This window comes from Micromonospora sp. NPDC049171 (assembly GCF_040648275.1).
Taxonomy (GTDB): Bacteria; Actinomycetota; Actinomycetes; order Mycobacteriales; family Micromonosporaceae; genus Micromonospora.
The window spans coordinates 72,409-91,183 of record NZ_JBEZDJ010000003.1 but is presented as its reverse complement, the minus strand read 5'-3'; the positions used below and the strand labels follow the sequence as shown (position 1 = coordinate 91,183).

At 72.0% G+C, this 18,775-nt stretch carries 17 protein-coding genes; 6 read left to right on the top strand and 11 right to left on the bottom strand.

Annotation, left to right across the window (positions count from 1 at the left end; genetic code table 11):
* Window positions 1-57 precede the first annotated feature (57 nt).
* The 7 genes from AB0B14_RS05215 to AB0B14_RS05185 form a co-directional block, all read right to left on the bottom strand.
* The gene (locus AB0B14_RS05215) at window positions 58-2,745 is read right to left on the bottom strand and encodes a bpX6 domain-containing protein (RefSeq protein WP_357521413.1); all 2,688 of its coding nucleotides are present in this window, start codon (window positions 2,743-2,745) and stop codon (window positions 58-60) included.
* The gene (locus tag AB0B14_RS05210; protein ID WP_357521412.1) at window positions 2,742-4,397 is read right to left on the bottom strand and encodes a hypothetical protein; all 1,656 of its coding nucleotides are present in this window, start codon (window positions 4,395-4,397) and stop codon (window positions 2,742-2,744) included. The genes AB0B14_RS05215 and AB0B14_RS05210 overlap by 4 nt, the downstream gene beginning before the upstream one ends.
* Window positions 4,397-4,804 carry a hypothetical protein gene (locus AB0B14_RS05205; protein ID WP_357521410.1) on the bottom strand — a complete coding sequence of 136 codons (408 nt, stop codon included), beginning with the start codon at window positions 4,802-4,804 and terminating at the stop codon, window positions 4,397-4,399. The genes AB0B14_RS05210 and AB0B14_RS05205 overlap by 1 nt, the downstream gene beginning before the upstream one ends.
* The gene (locus AB0B14_RS05200) at window positions 4,801-5,952 is read right to left on the bottom strand and encodes an AAA family ATPase (RefSeq protein ID WP_357521408.1); all 1,152 of its coding nucleotides are present in this window, start codon (window positions 5,950-5,952) and stop codon (window positions 4,801-4,803) included. The genes AB0B14_RS05205 and AB0B14_RS05200 overlap by 4 nt, the downstream gene beginning before the upstream one ends.
* 77 nt (window positions 5,953-6,029) lie before the next feature.
* The gene (locus tag AB0B14_RS05195) at window positions 6,030-6,671 is read right to left on the bottom strand and encodes a hypothetical protein (protein ID WP_357521406.1); all 642 of its coding nucleotides are present in this window, start codon (window positions 6,669-6,671) and stop codon (window positions 6,030-6,032) included.
* Window positions 6,668-7,417 (bottom strand): hypothetical protein, encoded by a 750-nt coding sequence (locus tag AB0B14_RS05190; RefSeq protein ID WP_357521404.1) that lies wholly within the window; start codon window positions 7,415-7,417, stop codon window positions 6,668-6,670. The genes AB0B14_RS05195 and AB0B14_RS05190 overlap by 4 nt, the downstream gene beginning before the upstream one ends.
* Complete coding sequence (locus AB0B14_RS05185; protein ID WP_357521402.1) at window positions 7,414-8,127, bottom strand: ATP-binding cassette domain-containing protein; 714 nt, start codon at window positions 8,125-8,127, stop codon at window positions 7,414-7,416. Before AB0B14_RS05185 ends, AB0B14_RS05190 begins: the two co-directional genes overlap by 4 nt.
* A gap of 112 nt (window positions 8,128-8,239) precedes the next feature.
* Between AB0B14_RS05185 and AB0B14_RS05180 the strand changes: the two genes are divergently transcribed.
* Window positions 8,240-9,088 carry a histidine kinase gene (locus tag AB0B14_RS05180; RefSeq protein ID WP_357521400.1) on the top strand — a complete coding sequence of 283 codons (849 nt, stop codon included), beginning with the start codon at window positions 8,240-8,242 and terminating at the stop codon, window positions 9,086-9,088.
* Window positions 9,085-9,750: a response regulator transcription factor gene (locus AB0B14_RS05175; RefSeq protein WP_357521398.1), complete on the top strand. Its 666-nt coding sequence runs from the start codon at window positions 9,085-9,087 to the stop codon at window positions 9,748-9,750. The genes AB0B14_RS05180 and AB0B14_RS05175 overlap by 4 nt, the downstream gene beginning before the upstream one ends.
* A gap of 50 nt (window positions 9,751-9,800) precedes the next feature.
* Here AB0B14_RS05175 and AB0B14_RS05170 read toward each other — a convergent pair whose 3' ends face one another.
* Window positions 9,801-11,963 carry a UvrD-helicase domain-containing protein gene (locus tag AB0B14_RS05170; RefSeq protein WP_357521396.1) on the bottom strand — a complete coding sequence of 721 codons (2,163 nt, stop codon included), beginning with the start codon at window positions 11,961-11,963 and terminating at the stop codon, window positions 9,801-9,803.
* Between the two features lie 273 nt (window positions 11,964-12,236).
* Here AB0B14_RS05170 and AB0B14_RS05165 point away from each other — a divergent pair, with 273 nt between their 5' ends.
* Both AB0B14_RS05165 and AB0B14_RS05160 read left to right on the top strand, forming a co-directional pair.
* Window positions 12,237-13,187, top strand: coding sequence for a hypothetical protein (locus AB0B14_RS05165; RefSeq protein WP_357521394.1), 951 nt, complete (start codon window positions 12,237-12,239; stop codon window positions 13,185-13,187).
* Between the two features lie 149 nt (window positions 13,188-13,336).
* Window positions 13,337-13,555, top strand: coding sequence for a hypothetical protein (locus AB0B14_RS05160; RefSeq protein WP_357080329.1), 219 nt, complete (start codon window positions 13,337-13,339; stop codon window positions 13,553-13,555).
* A 50-nt stretch (window positions 13,556-13,605) separates the two neighbouring features.
* Here the strand turns inward: AB0B14_RS05160 and AB0B14_RS05155 are convergent, their stop codons facing one another.
* On the bottom strand, window positions 13,606-14,487 hold the full coding sequence (locus AB0B14_RS05155; RefSeq protein WP_357521392.1) for a hypothetical protein: 882 nt from the start codon (window positions 14,485-14,487) through the stop codon (window positions 13,606-13,608).
* Window positions 14,484-15,704 carry a hypothetical protein gene (locus tag AB0B14_RS05150; protein ID WP_357521390.1) on the bottom strand — a complete coding sequence of 407 codons (1,221 nt, stop codon included), beginning with the start codon at window positions 15,702-15,704 and terminating at the stop codon, window positions 14,484-14,486. The genes AB0B14_RS05155 and AB0B14_RS05150 overlap by 4 nt, the downstream gene beginning before the upstream one ends.
* 158 nt (window positions 15,705-15,862) lie before the next feature.
* Between AB0B14_RS05150 and AB0B14_RS05145 the strand changes: the two genes are divergently transcribed.
* A complete protein-coding gene (locus AB0B14_RS05145) occupies window positions 15,863-16,762 on the top strand; it encodes an S-4TM family putative pore-forming effector (protein WP_357521388.1) in 900 nt (299 codons plus the stop codon).
* 265 nt (window positions 16,763-17,027) lie between these two features.
* Here AB0B14_RS05145 and AB0B14_RS05140 read toward each other — a convergent pair whose 3' ends face one another.
* Entirely contained in the window at window positions 17,028-18,092 is a 1,065-nt protein-coding gene (locus AB0B14_RS05140) for an SMP-30/gluconolactonase/LRE family protein (RefSeq protein WP_357080316.1), read from the bottom strand.
* Between the two features lie 297 nt (window positions 18,093-18,389).
* Between AB0B14_RS05140 and AB0B14_RS05135 the strand changes: the two genes are divergently transcribed.
* Complete coding sequence (locus AB0B14_RS05135) at window positions 18,390-18,773, top strand: hypothetical protein (protein ID WP_357521653.1); 384 nt, start codon at window positions 18,390-18,392, stop codon at window positions 18,771-18,773.
* Window positions 18,774-18,775: the final 2 nt, after the last annotated feature.

Below are 18,775 nucleotides of genomic sequence, written 5' to 3'. Positions count from 1 at the left end.
CTCCGCATTGCCTCCCCGGCCTTCGCCGCTGAACCGCGTGCCGGAGCGTTGCCTCGCTCAGAGACGCGTACGCAGGCGGGCGACGGCCTGGCGGCGCGTGAGGTCGACGACGACCAGCCGACCGTTCTCCTCCCACACGGTCAGGGTGTCGGCGTGGCGTCGCATGCCGATCGCGCCGGCGGCGGGCGGAAACACGACACGCAGGTTGCCGTCGGCAAACTCCACTGTGGTGTCGGTGGGACGGTCGATGCGTATGCCCCCGCCGGTCAGCAGCGTCGGCTGCGCATCCATCGTCCGGGCCGCCGGGCCGTGCCCGGTCACGTGATAGGTGTCGGTGTGCTCGACGTAGCCTGTGGTGATCAGCTTCGCCGACGCCAACAGCGTGAGGCCGTCGAGGCCGTCGAGGTCGACCGTTCGGCGTATCCGCAGCAGGATTGCGGGCAGGTCCCAGCGCCACACCTCGGTGCGGGTAATGGCGGAACCTGGCTGGTGGGTCACCTGGACCAGTGCGGCGAGGCTGGTCGGGCTCCGGGCGATGTCGAGTACCGCGACGCTTGGGTCCAGTTCGCGCCACGTGATGCGGGGAACGTCGGCGCTCAGGTCGACGAAGGCGATGCCGTCGTCGTCGACAACGGTGAGCAACGCGCCGTCGTAGCTGGGCAGCACGTAGTGGGCCGCGATGGCGACGGGTGGCCGCAGCCGGCGGGTGCTCAGGTTCAGGCCGCGGATTTCGTGGGAGGGGCCGCGGTGCGCGACGAGCAGGACGTTGGCGCCGTGATCGGCGACGACAAGCTGGTGTGCGGGTACGTCCCACCTGGCCCGGGTCCGGCCGTCCAGGCCGAGCAGGCGTACCCCGAATTCGCCGTGCGCGGTCAGGATGGTGCGCCCGGAGAGCAGAACCGCGTCGTGGATCGGCAGTTGCCCGGCCTCGCCGGCCGCCGTGATGTCGACCCGGGTGTCCGGGGCGGGCTTCCCGCTCGCGGGCAGCGGTGGAAGGTCGGCGGCGGCCAACCGGTCGGCCCGGTCCCGCAGCCGCCCGGCGATCCGCCTGCGCTCGCCGGCATCCCCGCCGGGGTCAACTGCCGCACCGCGAACCAGGAGACGCAGCGCGGCGGTGCAGAGTCGGCGGTCCTCCGCCTTGTCGGCGCAGGGCAGCTCGGCCAGCGCCGCCACGAAGCCGCGCTGGGCCGGTGCCAACTCCTGGTCCCGACCGTCGAGCAGCGCGATCGCGGTGGTCATGCTGGTGGTGGTGGGGCGCCAGGTGACCAGGTGCGCGAAGAGGTGCCCCGCGGTGTGGCCGCCGAGGGCCATGCCGGCCTGGATGTTCGTCACCGCGAGCGGGCGCAGCGCGTCGTCGGGCCAGGCCGCCTCGACGGCACCGAGATGATCGTCGGCGGCCTGCCGGGCGCGTACCCACTCGGCGCGCAACTGCCTCGCCGCCGCGACATCGACGCGGGCAAGGCGCTCGACGGCCGCCGCGAATGCGCCCCGGGTCCGCGCCACCCGCAGCGCGCGGTCGCGGTCGCCGGCCCGCCACCAAAGCCGCACCGCCAGGTCCGGATCGAGGTCCCGTCCCTCGGCGAGCGTCGCGGCGAGCCGGTACGCACGGTGTCGCTCCAGCAGCGCGACCGCCTCGATCGGCAGGCCGAGCAGGTCCGCGAGGACGAACGCGGCTTCCTCGACCCGGCCGACACGGTCGAGGTCCGTGGCCGCCTGCCGGTAGAGCGTCCGCAGGTGCTGCTCGGCCCCGACGCCGAACGGCATCCCCGGTCCGCCCGGCAGGCGCGGGTGCGGCACCAGGTCGCCGGTGCGAGGCCGGGGGAGCCGAAGTGTGGGGCGCCCGCCGGAGCCATCCACCGCGATCGCCGCTCGCAGGGCCTCGTCCCAGTCCCGACGCTCGAACGCGGCGGTGAGCCGCCGCACGTAGCGGTGCTGCGCGTCGCGAGCCAGCCGAGCGGCGGGGCTGGCCAGCACGAGCCGGGCGAGCAGCGCACCCCACCGTCCACCCGACGACGCGCCGCGACCCGCCGGCGGTGCGCCGACGTCCGCCGACGTCGCGGTGCCCCGGGCGATCAACCGGGAGATGCCCCAGAGCAGGCCCGCGCCGGCAATGACAACAAGCATCGGGTGCGGCGCGGCGACAAGCGCGACGAGGCCGTACGCGAGGATGGCCGCGCCGATCGCGACGGTCTTCGCCATGACGGTGTGGGGGAGTTGGTGCCAGTGGCGCGATCGGGTGGACGCGGACATCAGCCGGCGGGTCCGTCGCGGTGGGGACGCGACACCGGCCACCGCGCGTAGGTCGGGTGCCGGTGGGGGTGGCTGCCAGGGCGCTGGTGTCGCCGCCGCGACGACCGGGCGGTCCAGTGCCGCGAGCGGCTCGATCCGCAGGGCGGTCAGGTCGATCCACGAACTCCTGTCGACGAGGGCCAGGGCCGCCCGGCGGAGCCGGGTCGTCGTGCCCTCGCGCGGAATCAGCACGTCCCCGGCCTCGGCGTCCTCGACGGGTGTGCCGTGCGGGTGCAGGACGCCGCCGGTGTCGACGAGGACGAGACCGGGTGCCAGCTCCGCGCGTACCGGGACCGGCTGGTCGACCTCCAACAGCCACGCCCCGCCGGGCAGGTCGAACAGCGTGGCGCCCGGCTGCCAGGCCTCGACGACCCGCCGGCGCGCCTCGGCCTCCCCGAGCAGGGGTACGTCGATCAGCAGGGCGCGGGCCGGCAGTTGGCCGCGGAACGCGCTCATCCGGTGCTCCGGACCGTGCGCAGGACCTGGTTCGTGGCGAGGTCGGCGATCTCGATCAGCCCGTCCGGCCGTGGTACGGCCAGCCACGGCTTGCTCGGATGCAGGGCCGGAGCGCCCACTCCGCCCGACCAGCGGGTGAGTGTCCGGGTACCGGCCGGCGAGACCAGGCGGACGATGAGTCCGCTGCTCGACAGGGTCACCAGCTGTGGGCCGCCGATGTCGACGAGACCGACGACAGTCGTACCCTTCTCGATTGTCACGTCGCCGACCGGACCGGACGCGGCGTGGATGTGCCAGGTGGCGTCCCCCACCGACCAGGCCGTCCTCGACCCGGCACCGAGGACCACGCGGGCGGTGCCGGGGATCCGGACCTCGACGGGCAGGCCGGCGGCCCGGATGTCGGTGCCGCCCCGCCAGGCCAGGCGGGGGCCGTCCAGCTGGCGGCCGGGAGCTACCGCCACATAGGACGACAATGCGCGACCGGTGGACAGGTTCCACCAGACGCCACCGAACGCGCACAGCAGGTCACCACCGTGTAGGTGGAGCGGCGACAGCGGCCCTTGCGCTGCCGTCTCAACATCGGCGGCCGACCGGCCGATGGTGGCCAGCGGCACCGCGACGTCCTGCGTGTTGCCCAGCGCCTTACCGATCACGATCGGGCGCAACATCTCGTCGACACAGCTCAGAAGCACGAGCCGCTGCCCCAACCGGGCGGCGGCCAGCGCCGGACCGGGCAGGTGGTGTCGTCGCAGGCGCCCGGTCGGCACCCGGACCGAGACGACCTCGGCCGGGCCGTCGCCGCGGGCGATCAGGTACGGCGCGCTGCTCGGGAACGTCGGTGTCCGCAACGACCCCACAGCGTCGCCGACGGGGGCGGAACGGAACGCGGTGCCGCGCAGAACGCGCAGCGCGATCTTGACGGGCGGCAGCGGGAGATCGAGGTGCCGATCGCCGACGACGGCCCGGACGCGTGTCGCGCCGTCGGCACCCCACTCCTGCTCGTCACTGACCAGCATCCGATGCCGGTCGGGCAGCTCGCTGGCGAGTCGCGGCCCGGTCAGCAGCCAGGCCTGGTCGGCGGAGTCGAGCTGTTCCGTCCACTCCCGGACGGTCGACGGTTCCGGGTCGGCGGGCCGGCGGGCGACCAGCCAGCCGGCGAGCTGTCTGCTCAGGTCACCGTCGCGCCAACTGCCTGGTCGTTCCCCGAGCACGCCGAGGACCAACGACCGCCCCTGGCTGGCGGCCTGCCGATGCAGCACGACGAGCGCGGCGAGCTGCACCAGCCGGGCGGCGCCCAACTGGCCCGGGCCGGTATCGACGAGGACAGCGACCCGTCCCCGTGCGGCGGCGGATCGGTGGGCCGACGCCAGGTACAGCAGCTCACCGCCAGCGGCGCGGCGGACGAACTCGTCCGGTAGCTCCTGCAACAGCTGCACCTGCGACGGAAGGAGCCGCTCGATGGTGCCGCGAGGTGCCAACCCGTCGTAACCGTCCGGTTGGCCGTCGTCCGTGGCGGTGTCCTCCGCGCCGGAGACCAACTCGTCGATCCGTCGGACCAGCGGACCCATGGCGAGCGCGACGTCGCTGGTCAGAGCGGACAGCGCCGAAGCCCAGGGAGCCAGCGACGCCGGGAGGGTCCGGTGGTCGGTCATCAGGGGGCCAGCCGTGCGGGGTCGAGCGGCTCCTGCGGCAGCGGACCGGCCAGGACCAGCCCGGGCAGCAGGGCGATCAGTCCGGCCCGCTGGTCGGTGCGGCGGCGCAGCGGCTCGCGCAACAGGTCGGCGCACGGCCAGGGCTGGGCGAGCGTCGGCACCAGCACGCCACCGTCCCACCCGAGGTAGACCGCCCCGTCGGCCCACGGCAGATCCGCCGGGTCACCGAGCACGAGCAACCAGCTCTGCTCCCGGCCCGCGCAGGCGCGTAGGTGCGCGCCGGCCGCTACCCGCATCAGCGTGTCCGCGCGCAACTCGGCCGCCACCGCGGCCCAGGCGGCGACGGCGGCAGCGGGGAGCGGGGCGTCGCGCCGACGCCACCGCAGGGGCAACGGAGGTACGTTCACCGCTGGATCGCGGCGACCAGGAGGCCGCGCGTGTCCTGTAGCGCCCGTGGCGCATCGGCCAGGACGAACCCCGCGTCGATCTCGCGCAGCGTCGCCTCGAGGCGCAGCCGGTCGTCGTGCGTCAGCGGCCCGGTGCCCACCTCGTCGAGCAGCCGACTGCCGGCGTCGACAAGTCGAGCCGCACGGGCCTGCTGACCTCGGGCGAACTCCTCGGCGGCGTACACCAGACTGGCGTTTCGTCCCCGCGTCACCAGGTCGGACAGCACCTCCCGGGCCGACGCCTGGGCGTGCGGGGTCGGCGCGATCAGCGGAAGCACCCAGAGGTCGTCGGCGGTGGCCGTGGTGCGTCCGTCCATGGCCGCCGCGGCGGCCACCAGGCGCTGCGACCGCACCACCCGGCGGTCACTGAGCGGTACGTCCGCCTGGCGCAACTGGCGGATCGCGGAGGCCAGCAGGTCGCGCACACCCTGAAGGTCACACGCGTCCGCCGCCCGGGACAGCCGATCCAGTGCCGGCAGCAGCGACCCGGCCCGCTCGGACGGTCGAGAACCGGCCCTCCACCCCACCTCCAACAGCTCGTCGAGGCGCGCGTCCGGGACCGGAGTGACGAACACGCGGGCCAGGAACCGGTCCGCGAACGCGGCGAGAGCCGGATCGTCGGGCAGGGTGTTGGCGGCGCCGACGCAGACCCGCAGGGGGCACGTCACGAGAGTCGACCCGCGCCGGAACACCCGCTCGTTCAGGATGCCCAACAGGGTGTTGAGGACCGCCGTCGAGCCGAGGAAGACCTCGTCGAGGAACACCACCTCCGCCTCGGGCAGCATGCCCGCGGTCTCGAACTCCACGAACCCCTCGCGCAGCCGGCGCAGGTCGACCGGGCCGAAGATCTCACTCGGCTCGGTGAAACGACCGAGCAGGTACTCGAAGTACCGGCCGCCGAGCTGGTCGGCCGTACGCCGGACGGCCTCGGACTTGGCGGTGCCCGGTGCGCCGATGACGAGCACGTGCTCGCCGGCGACGGCGCACAACGCCACCACCTCGGCGACCACCTCGCGGTCGACGAGACCGGTCCGGGCCCGCGCGATGGCCTCCCGCACCACGACGGCGTCCGTCGACAGGGGAGCCGGCTGCGGGGGGATCGTCTGCACCGGCGAAGTCTACGGAAACGGCACGTCCACGGCGCACCAGATACGGCGTCGTGGGCCTTCCTCGCCGCGCGTAGGTGTCACGCGTCGCGGCGTCGGAACGTCAGCGCGGCCAGCGTCAGGGCGAAGAACGTCCACGCGATCGTGGCGGTGGTGCCGTGCGACGGGTCGAGGGCGGCGGTGTCCGGCAGGTACGCGGCGCTGGCGTTCGGTCCGGCCCGCAGCAGCGGGCCCGCGACGAAGTAGAGACCGAGCAGCAGGATCGCGGCGGGCACCGCGCGGCGGACGACGCTGGCGACCGCCGCCGCCAGCAGCGTGGTGAGCGTCAGGTACGCGGTCGCGACGGGTGTCCAGGCGGCCCCATCGGCCGGCAGGGTGCTGGTGGCCGCCGTCGCGGCGGCCACCGGGAGCGTCAGCGCGGCGAGCGCGAGGGCCTTCGCGCCCAGCAGGGGCAGGCGCCGGGGCATCGCGAGCAGGGTGGCCCGGATCTGGTCGCCCTCCTCGTACTCGGACGTAGCCGCCAGCACGCCGAGCACCAGGAAACCGGCCTGGGTGTAGCCGAGCGGGGCCAGGGCGACGTTGTCGCCGAGCGGCTCACCGCGGGACTCGGCGGACGCGTACGCGGACATCAGCAGAAGGTTGGCGGCCCAGGTCAGCAACACGGTTCGGCGCAGCGACGGCAGGGTCAGCAGTTTGCGCAGTTCGGCGCGGACGGCGTTCACGTATCGCGCCGCTGGAACAGGAGGGCGCCGACCGCGAGCAACAAGACGATCCAGGCCGTCATCACCAGCCCTGCGGTCACCGGGGCGACCTCGACGGGGAAGTCCCCGCCGCGGATGAACATCTGCGCTCCGACGATGTCCGGCAGGTAGGAGGCGAGGTCGGTGACCTTTGTCAGCAGGTACGACACGGACACCACGGAGCTGTTGATGATCAGCAGGGTCAGCGGCACGATGCCGTTGCGGGTGATCAACGTGATCGCGTACGCGAGGAGTGCGGTGAGCGTCCAGTAGAGGATCGCGGCGGCGACTCGCGCCGGGGCGGCTGCCGGCGCGTGCTCGCCGTGCAGCACCCGGGTGAGGGCGAGCGTGGCGGTGGTGGTGACCGCTGCCTGTGCCGCGACGACAAGCACCAGCGCGGTGGTCTTCGCCAGGAGCAGACGCAGCCGGTTGGGGACCGCGGCGAGCGTGGTGGTGAGCTGGCGGGCGCCGGGGGAATCCTGACCGGTGGACGTGTACTCGCTGCTCACCACGATGACGCCGAGGACCATCGGACCGATCAGGCCGATACCCAGGTCGCGTAGACCCAGGTCGGACGTGTCGGTGAGGGTGCCGGCGGCGATCGCACGCCGGGTGTACGGCGCGTTGAGCAGCACCACCACCGGCGCCACCAACGTGCCCAGCACCAGGCCGACCCAGGCGGTGGGCAGGCCGAGCAGCTTACGGAGTTCGGCGCGGACCGCGTTCACCACGCGCCACCCGCCTCGGTGGTGGTCAGCGCGAAGAAGGCGTCCTCCAGGGTGGGGTGACCACCGGTGACGTCGGCGAGTCCGCCCTGGATCACGATCCGGCCCCGGTCGATGATGACGACGTCGTCGGCGATCTCGGCCAGTTCGCCCATCAGGTGGCTGGACAACAGGACCGTGCGGCCCTGTGTGGCGCTGTCACGCAGGAATCCGCGCATCCAGCGGATGCCGGCCGGGTCGAGACCGTTGACCGGCTCGTCCAGGACCAGCACCTCGGGGTCGCCGAGCAGTGCGGTGGCGAGCCCGAGCCGGCGGCTCATGCCGAGGGAGAACCGGCCGGCGCGCTTGCGCGCGTCGGCGGTCAGGCCCACCAGGTCGAGGACCTCGTCGGCGCGGGAGTCCGGCAGGCCGTTGCTGGCGGCCACCCAGCGCAGGTGGGCGCGGGCCGTGCGGGCCCGGTGCGCGCCGCTGCCGTCGAGCAGCGCGCCGACGGTCGTCAGCGGGCGGGCCAGATTCCGGTACGGGCGCCCGCAGATCAGTGCGGTCCCGCTCTGCGGACTGTCCAGGCCGAGCAGGATCCGGAGCGTGGACGTCTTGCCGGCTCCGTTCGGCCCGAGGAAGCCGGTGACGCGGCCGGGTCGGGCCTCGAAGGTGACGTCGGACAGGATCCGCGCCCCGCTCCTGGTCTTACTGACGTGATCGATCGTGATCATAAGGCGAGTCAACAGGTGCTTCGGCGCGCACACATCGGACCGTTCTCGCAACCGGGCGGCCGGGTCGGCCCACGGACCGTCAGACCCTGGTCTGAGAACTACAGTCGGGGTGGTGAACGCCCATCCGCGCCCCTCCGGACGGTCCAGGGTCGTGCCGGTGGTCGCCGTGGTGATCAGCGTGCTGGTGATGGCCATGTGCACGGTCGGCACGCAGGGACCACTCGCGGTCGTACTGCCGCCGTTGCTGGTCGGCGGTGCTGTCACGGCCGCGCTGTGGGCGGTGCGGCGGTCCCGCGCCGACCGCGCCGCCTACGAATCGAGGCTGACGGCGTGGGCCGCGTCCGAGGCGGTGCTCGCCGAACGGTTGCACATCGCCCGCGACCTGCATGACATCGTCTCGCACGGCCTGGGTCTGATCACGGTCCGCGCGGCGGCCACCCGGCACCTGCCCAAGCCGGCCGAGGTGGCGGTGGCGCTCACCGATATCGAGGACGCGAGTCGGCACGCGACAGCCGAGCTGCGCCGCATGCTCACCGTCCTGCGTGAGCCGTCGGCCGCGAGCAGCCGTGCGCCGGTGGACAACCTCGACGACCTCCCCGACATCGTGCACGGCGCGTCGCTGGCCGGGATCCGGGCAGGGTTGACTGTCGAGCCGCTGGGCCCGGTGTCGCAGGGGGCACAGGTCGCCGTCTGCAAGACCGTGCGGGAGGCGCTCAGCAACGCGGCGCGGCACGCCGGCCCGACGGACGTGCGGGTGCGGGTGTACCGGGACGGGACGTACGTGGTGGTCACGGTCGCCGACACCGGTCCGTCGGTCGACGGATGGCGAGCGTCGCCGGGCGCCGGCCACGGGCTGGCCGGGCTGCGGGAGCGGGTCGGCAGTCTCGGCGGCACCCTGTCGGCCGAGCGGGTCGACGCGGGTTTCCGCCTCACCGCGCGGATCCGGGACGAGGCGGCGTGAGCGACATCCGGGTGCTGCTGGTGGACGACCAGGCGTTGCTCCGACACAGCCTCGCCATGATCATCAACAACGAGCCGGACCTGACCGTCACCGGCGAGGCCGGTGACGGTGCCCGGGCCGTGGCGTGCGCCCGTGCCGCCCGCCCCGACGTCGTCCTGATGGACGTCCGGATGCCGCATCTGGACGGCCTGCAGGCCACCCGGCGCATCTGCGCCGACCCGGTGCTGTCCACCGCCCGTGTCCTGGTCCTGAGCATGTTCGAGCTCGACGAGTACGTCTACGAGGCGTTGCAGGCGGGAGCGTCCGGTTTCCTGCTCAAGGACGCCCGCCCTGAAGAGCTGATCGAGGCGATCCGCCGCACCCACCACGGTGAGTCGCTGTTCGCGCCGTCGATCCTCACCCGGCTCGTCGCGCACTACGTCACGTCGCCCCGACCGGAACGGCCCACTGCGGCACTGCGGCGGCTGACCTCCCGTGAGGTGGAGGTGCTGACGCTGATCGGCGGCGGTCTGTCGAACGACGAGATCGCCACCGCCCTGGTCATCTCGGTGAAGACGGTGAAGACGCACATCACGCACCTGATGGCGAAGCTCGCCGTGCGAGATCGGGCCCAGCTCGTGATCGCGGCGTTCGACGCGGGCCTGGTGCGGCCACGCCGCTGAACCGCGGGCCTGGTACGGCCACGGCGGTGGACCGACGGGTTCTGCGTCAGCTATGCCGGCGGTGTGAGGATCAGCTGCCCGAGTTCCTGGGTGCAGCGGGTGAGCGCGACGTAGAGGCCGTTCCAGCCGCGCGGTTCGGCGGCGATGCCCTGCGGGTCGACGAGGAGCGTCGCGTCCCATTCCAAACCCTTGGCCTGCGCCGCGGTGAGCACCGGCACGTCGCTCAGCACGGCCCGGAGTCCGCCGACGCGGTCGGCGGGGGCGATGACGCCGACCGTGCCGCCACGCCACCGTTGCCGAAGCTGTCGCACCGCCTGGGCGGCGGCGTCGGCCAGCTCGGTGGGCGTGGTGGTGAGCTCCCAGGGCGCGATGCCGGAGGAGCGCACCGCCCGTGGTGGCGCGTTGTGGCTGCCAGCCCTCCTCAACACCGGCCCGGTGAGATCCATGACCTCACGCGGGGTCCGGTAGCAGATGGTCAGCTCCGCGGCGGTCCAACGGTCTCCGAAAACAGCCCGCACCGCGTCTGCCCAACTGCTGTGTCGGTGCGCCGCCTCCGCCTGGTCGATGTCACCGACCGCGGTGATGGACCGACTGGGACAGCGCCGTACGACCATCTGCCACTGCATCTCGGACAGCTCCTGCGCCTCGTCGACGCAGACATGGCCGTACACCCAGCCGCGCTGTCGGCGAGCGCGGTCGGCGACGAACTCGCCCTGAGGTTGCGGGGCTTCGACCTCACCCAGCAGGTCGGCGAGGGCGTCGAGCAGGGCGATGTCGCTCGATGCCCACGGGGCGGGCTCGGCCGCGACGGCGGCGATCTCCTCCCGGGACAGCTCCGGGGCGAACCGGGCCAGCAGGGTACGGTCGGTCAGGAGAGCACCCAGCAGGGTCTCGACGTCGAGGGTGGGCCACCACGCCTCGACGAACCGGGCGATGCTGGCGCTTCCGGCGATCCGAGAACGAAGATCCTCCACCTCCTCCTCGGAGAGCACGCCGTCGACGTCACTGCCGCTGGCGGCCCTGCCGAGGTGGTGCTCGCGCGTCAGGTCCCGGTCGACGCGGGCGAGGATGTCCTCGAAGCCCTCTTCCATCTCGTTCATCAGCGTCTCGCGCTGTTCGACGACGGCGTCGGCGAGGAGGTGGTGCAGCTGCTCGGCGAAGACCGCGCGGGCGCGATGATACGGCCGGCCCTGCACCGCCGAGGCGAGCGCCTGCGCCACCGTCGCGGCGGCGATGCCGTAGAACTCGCCCTCCCAGCGCAGCCTCAGCTCCCGGGGCCGGGGGAGCAGCGACGTGACGTAGTTTTCCAGCGCGGTTTGCCAGAGGGCCCGGCCCTTGATCTCGGCGAGCTGCCGGCTCTCGTCGCGGCCCACCCCGATCCCCGGCAGCAGGGTGTCGCAGGTCGCCGAGACGACGGCGGTCTCGCCGAGCGCGGGCAGCACCTGGGCGATGTACTGGAGGAACCGCGGCGAGGGGCCGAGGACCAGGACCGCCTGGTCGGCGATCGTCCGGCGGGCGAACAGCAGGTACGCGACGCGGTGCAGGGCGACCACGGTCTTGCCGGTGCCGGGGCCACCCTGCACGATGAGCGGGCCGGTCGCCTCGGCCCGGATGATGTCGTCCTGCTCGCGTTGCAACGTGGCGATCGCCGTCGACATGTGGCCGGTGCGTCGCTGGTCGAGGGCGGCCAGGAGAGCGCCCTCACCGACGAGTTCCGCCGACAGGGTCCCGTCCAGTGGCTCGTCGTCGACCCCGACGACTGTCGATCCGGTCGTACGGATGTGCCGGCGCCGTGCCTGGCCCTGCGGGTCGACGGCCGTCGCGGTGTAGAACGGCCGAGCCGCGGCGGCACGCCAGTCCATGAGCAGGGGCTCACTGTCCTCACCGTCGTCGCGCAGACCGATGCGGCCGACGTGTCGCACGGTGCCGTCGAGGCCGTCGAGGCGGCCGAAGACCAGCCCGTCCTGTGCCCGCCGTAGCTCTTCGTAATGCTGGCGGAGCATGCGCTGCCGGGCCTGTTCCACCGGGTCCAGGGCGTCGGTGGAAAGCTCCACCCGGAGGTGGTCGGCCAACCTGTCGCGCCGGGCCGTGGCCAGGTCGAGAAACGCCTGTTCCTCGGCGACCGCGGATCGGCGGGCGACGTCCTCCGCGCCGGCGGGTGCCCCCTCGCTGACGCCAGCGGTGCCGTTGTGCAGAGCAGAATCCTGGCGCATTCGCAATCCCCGTGCTGCTGGTCCCCGTGCCGCGGATGAGCCGCAGCCTGTTCCGGGGCGAGCATAGAGTTCTTTCTCCTCGTCGCCCAGGAATCCCGTCGCCAGAGACGGGAATCTCAACTTCTTGCGAATCCGGTCCGCCGGTGGCCTCGTTCAATCCGTATTCGCTCATTGACAGTTCGGCCATTACCTGATCTGAACGCGGACACCCCGATTGGCCCCGCGGTGACCGGGGGCACCTGCCGGTCGATCGAGGTGACTAACATCCCCGGAGTGATCGAAGAGCTGATCGAGAAGGCCGCCGTCGACGACGAGGAGGCCATCGAGGAGCTGTCCGCGATCGCCGACACGGACCCGGGGAGGCTGACTCCGTACCTCGGCAACCTGCTCGATCGGGACGTGCTGTGGCCGGCGAAACTGTACCGAGCTGCCGAGGTCGACCTGGTCCGCCGGATCATCGAGCGGATCGACGACGGCCGGACACCGGACGACCTCAATGGCCTGCTCGTCATCCTGGCGCACACCACTCACCCGCTGGCCGAGAGCGCCCTACGTCGCTGGACGACGCAACCGCCGGCCGGCGCGGAGGAACTGCACGTCAGTGCACTGGGCTACGCCGAAGAGGGCGGTTGGACGATCGGCCCGGACGGCAGCCGCCGGGATCTGTGCGGCGGCATCGCGTACCAGTGGGTCATGCGCGAGACGCCGCGGCGCGTCGACGGGCCCACCTGTCCGTGGTGCGCGTCGCCGCTGTGGACCGCCGCGGACCTCGACACCGCGGACCCGGCCGTCCGCGCCGCGCTGGCCCACACGGGCTGGTCCGGCCGGCTGATCATCGAAACCTGCCATTTCTGCTCCGGCTACGCGACGCTGTACAGCCAGGTCACGCCGGCCGGCGCCACCACGTGGTGGCCCGGCAACACCCGCCCGAGCTGCATCGGGTCCACCGAGCCGGAGGACCCGCCGACGCTGGCGCCGGTCCTGGGTCCGGCCCGGCAGAGCCCCTACCAGGCCAGTGCGTGGGATCGGGGCGGTTCGACGCTGGGCGGCCGGCCCGAGTGGATTCAGGACGCCGAGCACGCCGCCTGCCCCGGTTGCGGCCAGCCGATGGACTACGTGGGCCTGGTCGGCGGCGCGGACCTGGACGAATACGGCGAAGGTGCCTACTACCTGCACCTGCACCAACCGTGCGGGTTCGCTGCCGTGAACTACCAGCAGAGCTGACACCGTGCGCTGACCGACGCGAACGGGTGACCGTCGCCCGCACGGGCCCGGCGTTGCGATAGTCTCCAGGCGCCCACACCCGGGTCGAGCAATCCGCGTCCGTCGGCTGTCGCTGGTCGAGAGGGCGCCCCAGATCCAGGGAGAAACCGATGCCGGAGCCTGAGCCCGCTCACGACGACCACGAGGCGGATGCCGAAACCACGGCCGAGGCCGAGGCTGACCAGCCCGCCGAGCCCGCGAATCGGGCTGCCCGACGCGCGAAGGGCAAGGTCGCCTCACCCCAACCGCACGGGAAGGGTCAGCACTTCGGCGGCCGGGGTGGCTCCGTCCAGGGCCCGCGGCAGTGGGGTAACCGGCGTAGCGGCTGATCCGTTCGTGACGCGACAGTTGCCAGCTGGGCGGATCATCGCCGAGCACATCAGATGCCGAAGACGTAGCAGCCGCGAAGGATGCTGACGTCGTCGTCCGACTCGGGCCAGGCGATCAACGGCTGACCCTGGACGTGCAGGTCGGTGGGCCATCCCGTCCACACCGGGTCGATGCTCAGCTCGGCCGCGACCTGCGGCGCCCCGCATTCGGTGACGAAGTCCCACAGAACGTCGGTGTCGAGCCGTTCCGGTGGCCCGCTGAGACCGAGGCGGGCCAGGGCGCGCTGTTCGACAGGCAGGGGCTCACCCGTCGACGTCTCCGGCTTGTTGCTGCTGTAGCGGCGGACGATCTGCCCGCGTGAGCCGACCAGCCACGCGTCGCCGTCGCCCTGGCTGCCGTAGAAGTAGGCCTGTGCGTCGCCGTGGCGGGAACTCAGCTCTCGGACCCACCCCTCAACCTGAGGTTCGTCGTCGGGATCGCAACTCGGGCCGTAGACCACTGTCCACCCGTTGAGCAGCGGTGAGATGAGGACGTGCCGCCACGTACGCGAATCGTCGGGCCCGCCGTGGCCGAGGTGGGCGACGAGCGTCTCGCCCAATTCGTACGTGGTGGGCGCGGACCGGGCCAACCCGAGCACCCGCATGATGTCCTGCTGGTCGCCGCCGCGGACGGCCAACCACGCGTTGAAGCAACCATCAATCGAGCACGGCCGATCAGTGGGGCGTTTGATCTCGATGAGCCGCCGCAGCACGGCCAGGTCGGCGGGGTCGAGCGCCCGCTCGCCGCCGAGGTGCAGCAGAGCGAGCAGCGCGGCCCGCCGAGCCCGTGCGGGGCCGTCGCGGCGGATCGCGCGCAGCTCCGGCAGCAGGGAGGCGTCCAGGTCGCCGAAGCCCCTGTCCGCCGCGTCGATAACCAGGTCCGCGAGATTCACGTCGGCAACGTTAACCCCGGGGTGTGACGGGCCGTCTCGTCCGTCGGTGTCGAATGCGCCGACCGTGTTGCCCGGCCGATCTCCTCGTCGCGGGCCCGCTGCTCGCGGGCGTGGAGTTGCCGGTAGTGGTCGAGGAGGTGGGGCTGCCCGCTGTGCTCGGCGGCGGCGATGGCGGCGTCAAGCACGCCGTCCATCCAGAGCCTGGACACGCCGCGCATCTGCCGGGCACCCTCGTCCAGGAGGCGCTGGGCGAGTTCGGGGTTCGGTGCCAACGGGACGAGAAGGAAGTGCTCCTTGACGAAGTAGCGCCACAGCCCCGCGTCCTTCCAGAAGGGGTCGGCCGGCATGGCGTCGCCGCAGTCACGCAGCGCCTGCCGCGCCTCGGCGAAGTGGCCCGCCGTGCGGTGCAGCCGGATCAGGGTGAGCAGGGCGCCGGCCTTGCCGGAGCCGGCTTCGCAGACGGCGACCGCCTCGGTCTGTACGTCGATCGCCTCGTCCAGGAAGCCCAGGTGGGCCAGGCCGAATTGCAGGCTGTTCAGCATCTGCTCCGTGCGGAGCTGGGTGGCAGCCCACTGCAGCAGGAAACGGCGCGCTGCCTCGCGGTCACCCAGCAGTGCCGCGTGGTCGGCCCAGTCGCGCGGGTTTTCCTCGTCCGGGTGGTCCGGAAACCGGGTGCGCTGCGCCGCCAACCAGTCGTCGACGGCGTCGTCGGTGAAGTGTGGCGTGCCGTCGTGGTTGCGGGCGGCAGTTATCTCGTGCGCGATCCGGTCGCGGTCGGGGTGGGCGCTGGCCCGCACGGCGGCGACGGTGGCGGCGACTCGCGCGGTGAGCAGGTGGTGGGTGCGATAGCCCAGGGCGGTGTCGAAGGTGACCTGTTTCGCCTGCCAGTGCAACCACACGTCCTCGGGTTGGCGGTGTTCGGCGACGAGCAACCCGGCCAGTTCCAGGCCCCGCCCCAGCCCGATGGGCGCCGTCTCGCGGTAGCGCCGGGTCTCCTGGTCGAGGAGGAACCGCAGCAGTGGCAGGTCGTCCGGACGCCTGTCGTACTGCGCTGCCCACAGGACACCGAATCGGGCGGTGCGGTTGCGGTCGACGAGCTGGCCATCGCCGGTGGGCTCCGGCACGAAGGCGAGTCGTGCCCACGTCGACGTGCTGCGGCGGGCCGCGGCCAGGTCTCGTCGGGGAGTCCGCAACAGTCGGTCTCGGTCATCCGGCACCTGCCCAGTCTGTCGCTCCCGGCCCACCAGGGCCAGCGGGGGAGCCCGGTCGTCGGCAAGCAGCGGATGTCAACGATCGAACGCACGGTATCGTCTCGATCGCTGATCGTGTCACCATCTCTGGGCAGGCGTGGAGCGCTGGCCCCTGGGAGGTTCGATTGGCAGACACCCGGCGGATCGACGAGTTGCAGAACAACGCCCGTTCCCTGCTCCTCTTCCGGGCCATCGCGGTGGCGCACAGTTACACGCAACGCGCCCAGACGGTCAGTCTGCTGATGTCCCTTGTCGTCGCGAGCCTCGGCGTGGTGGCCAAGGTGGCGCAACCCGCGCTGCAGCCCGCCGCCTCGGTCGTCGGTGCGCTCTGGGCCGGCGTCTACGCCGTCGTCCTGGCCCCCCAGATCGGTCGACACCTGCGCACCAGCGCGACATTGCAGGAGATGCTGGACACCGATCTGTTCGGTTTGCCGTGGAACGCGGTCCTGGTCGGTGAGCGACTGTCCGAGGACGAGCTGAGCCGCCTCAGCCGGCGCTACCGCGGCGACGACGCGCGGCTGCGGGACTACTACCTGGTCGCGACAGTCGCCGCCCCGTACGACGTGCTCTTCTGTCTGGAGCAGAACCTGGCGTGGGGTTCGCGGGTCCGGCGACGCTTCGCCGCCGGCCTGCTCGGTGTCGTCGCGGTTTGGTGCGCGGGGGGCGTCGCCGTGGGCCTGCTGACCGAGAGTACGGTCGCGAGCCTGGTCAGCGTGTGGTTCGTACCATCGTTGGGTCTGCTGTTGGCCTGCTCCGACATGGCCCGCGCGCAGATCCTGACCACTCAGGACCGCATCCGGGTGCTCGGTCTGGTGCGCGCGCGGATGGAGGAGTCGTCTCGCGCGACCGCCGATGACCAGGCGTTCGCGGTGTTCGCCCGGCAGGTGCAGGATGTGCTGTTCGTCGCCCGTCGGCAGCAGCCGCGGATGCCACAGTGGTTCTTCCGCCTCCTCCACGACGACGATCTGGCCGACTTCCGCTACAAGATGCAGGTGCTCGAGCAGCGGGTGGGCGTCAACTCCTAGCGTGAGTCAGCGCTCGCGGGCCTGTGCGTCTCTCGCTGGGGTGACCCGGGTGCCCGCCGATGGTCAGTCCGGGACGTCGCCGCCCAGAACGGCCTGCTGTTCGTTGCCGGCGGTGGTGGCTTCCTGACCCTCGCCCTCGGTGCGTCGGCGGACGAGGATCGGTGAGCCGGCAGCTCACGCAGGTGTCTGGACGGCGACGTCACGGAGACCGGTCACGCCATCTCGACTCGGTCGGCGGTCTCGGTGCGCTACCCGCCTACCTCGGTCAGTAGGGGTACCCGGGCACGTTGAGTCGCACACTGTAGAGGCTGGAGTCGCCCCGTGGGCCCGAGGTGATGTAGAGGGTCTGCCGGTCGGCGCCACCGAAGGCCACGTTCGTCGTGCCGGTGTTGCCCGGCCGGATCGTGCCGAGCTGGGTGCCGGTGGGGGAGTAGACGTGGACCAGGGAATCGAAGCCCGACGTCCAGTACACGTTGCCGGCGCAGTCGATCGTCCCGCCGTCCGGACCGCCGATGTAGTTCACGAAGACACTGCGGGAGCCGATGCTGCCGTCGGGCTGGACCGCGTACTTGTAGATCTTGTTCTCGCCGTAGGCGCCCACGTACAGGGCGCTCCCGTCGGGTGAGAGCGAGATGCCGTTGGGCTGGCGCAGTCGGTCGTCCACAAGTGACACCTGACCGCCCGAGACGCGGAAGACGCTGGTACGTCCGTTCATCTGGTCCGGGCGGTTGCCGCGCTGGAAGTTGGGGTCGGTGAAGTAGACGACGCCGTCGGAGCGGACCGCGACGTCGTTGGGCGAGTTGAACGCGCGACCCTGGTAGTTCGTCGCGACGGTGCTGCGGGCCCGGTCGCCCAGTCGGTACGCGGACACGCTGCGCTGGTCGTGGGTGGCCGCGACGATCTGCTGGCCGTCGGCGCTGAGGGCCAGGCCGTTGCTGCCGGCGTTGGCGATGAACGTGTCGAAGGTCGCCGGTGGGGTGAACCGGCGGATCGTGGACGGCTGGACGTTGTACGGGCCGGTGCCGGGGGCCATGTCGGACATCAGCAGGTAGCCGCCGTCGGCGACCCAGACCGGCCCTTCGAGGAACGAGAACCCGCCCTGGATCCTCGTGGCCGACAGGGAGCTGGCGGGCAGCGGTGGGCCGTATCCGACCCCCGCCGGGCAGACCCCGGGTGGTGCCCCGGGCGGACCGGCGAGCGTGGAGTGAGCGCTAACATGAGCGGTGTCGACGGCTGTCGAGGGTGCCGCGGCGGCACCGGTGGCGAACGGTGCGGCGGTGGCCGCGAGGCACAGCCCGGCCAGTGCGGCAATTGTTGGACGCCAGGTCATCGAATACTCCAATCGACGTCGGCCGTTGCGAGGCCGGCGGTAGGAGGTCGCGGCGGCCGGCACGGAGCGGGTGCGGTCCGTCGATCTGTCACCAGGCAGCCTAGGTGACGAACGAGGGAGTCGCATCGGGTTCGTGCCGGTTGATTCGCCCGAGATTACAAAGACGCTGGTCAATGGGTAAAGCTTTCGTAAAATGTTCTTCCTGTCGTACCCGCGGTCCAGATCGTTTGAACCGCCCCGGACCGTGGGTACGCTCCCACCCGCTGATCCCCCGATCGACGGAGACCTATCGTGATCATGGCTTTGCTGCTCGACCTCGCCAACATCGTCGGCGGCTTCCTGCTCGCCGTCGCGGTGCTGCGGCTGCTGCCCCGGGTCGGCGACGACCTGGGTCGCCTCGCCGGTCGGGTCGCCCCGATCGCGTGGGTGGTCGGCCTCGTGGCACTGGTGACCGGCGGCTACTACCTCATCGTGCACCTGGTGTCCGGGCCGCGGGTGTTCCACTTCGAGGTGGTGGGGATCGGCGTCGGGGTCGCCCTGTTGTGGGACCGGCTGACCGGGCGGCCGGCGCCACGCGACGCGCAGACGACCGGAGCGACCGGGGTCCGCCTGTTGCTCGCGATCTTCGGGCTCATCGCGATCGTCGTCGGCATCCAGGGCCTGTTCACCCCGGACGGCTGACC

Bases quoted from the DNA above. Each gene is read 5' to 3' on its own strand.
- AB0B14_RS05160 (WP_357080329.1), top strand. From the start codon at position 13,337: ATGCCGGAGCCTGAGCCCGCTCACGACGACCACGAGGCGGATGCCGAA.
- AB0B14_RS05135 (WP_357521653.1), top strand. From the start codon at position 18,390: ATGGCTTTGCTGCTCGACCTCGCCAACATCGTCGGCGGCTTCCTGCTC.
- AB0B14_RS05185 (WP_357521402.1), bottom strand. From the start codon at position 8,127: ATGATCACGATCGATCACGTCAGTAAGACCAGGAGCGGGGCGCGGATC.
- AB0B14_RS05170 (WP_357521396.1), bottom strand. From the start codon at position 11,963: ATGCGCCAGGATTCTGCTCTGCACAACGGCACCGCTGGCGTCAGCGAG.
- AB0B14_RS05215 (WP_357521413.1), bottom strand. From the start codon at position 2,745: ATGAGCGCGTTCCGCGGCCAACTGCCGGCCCGCGCCCTGCTGATCGAC.
- AB0B14_RS05140 (WP_357080316.1), bottom strand. From the start codon at position 18,092: ATGACCTGGCGTCCAACAATTGCCGCACTGGCCGGGCTGTGCCTCGCG.
- AB0B14_RS05210 (WP_357521412.1), bottom strand. From the start codon at position 4,397: ATGACCGACCACCGGACCCTCCCGGCGTCGCTGGCTCCCTGGGCTTCG.